Source organism: Mesorhizobium sp. M1227 (assembly GCF_040318315.1).
In the GTDB taxonomy this organism is placed as follows: domain Bacteria; phylum Pseudomonadota; class Alphaproteobacteria; order Rhizobiales; family Rhizobiaceae; genus Mesorhizobium.
On the sequence record NZ_JAMYLZ010000125.1, the window covers coordinates 1 to 539 of the forward strand.

The 539-nt window shown below is 65.1% G+C and carries 1 protein-coding gene; it reads left to right on the forward strand.

Annotated elements, in window-relative coordinates; genetic code table 11:
• Positions 1 to 539, forward strand: a 539-nt coding sequence (locus NKH28_RS34400) for an IS3 family transposase (RefSeq protein ID WP_352981477.1), incomplete at both ends; no start/stop codon positions are given.

Here is a 539-nt window from a genome sequence, read left to right on the forward strand (position 1 = left end):
ACGACCGCGAGCTTCGCGAGCGGATGAAGGCGATCGCGCAGGAGCGTCGCCGGTTCGGCTACCGGCGTCTTCTCGTGATGCTGAGGCGGGAGGGCCTGGTCGTGAACCACAAGAAGCTGTTCCGGCTCTATCGGGAGGAGAAGCTCGCCGTTCGCCGCCGTGGCGGCCGCAAACGGGCGATCGGGACCAGGGCGCCGATGGTGGTGCCGCTGAGGCCCGACGAGCGCTGGTCGCTCGACTTCGTATCGGACCAGCTCACAGACGGGCGCCGCTTCCGCATCCTGGCCGTCGTCGACGACTGCACGAGAGAGTGCCTGGCACTCATCATTGATACGTCTCTCTCGGGCATGCGGGTTGCCCGCGAATTGGACCGGCTCATCACCGAGCGCGGCCGGCCGAGAATGATCGTCAGCGACAATGGCAGCGAGTTCACCTCGAACGCCATCCTCTCCTGGGCGGATCAGAACCGCGTCGAATGGCATTACATTGCGCCCGGCAAGCCGATGCAGAATGGCTTCATCGAGAGCTTCAACGGCCGA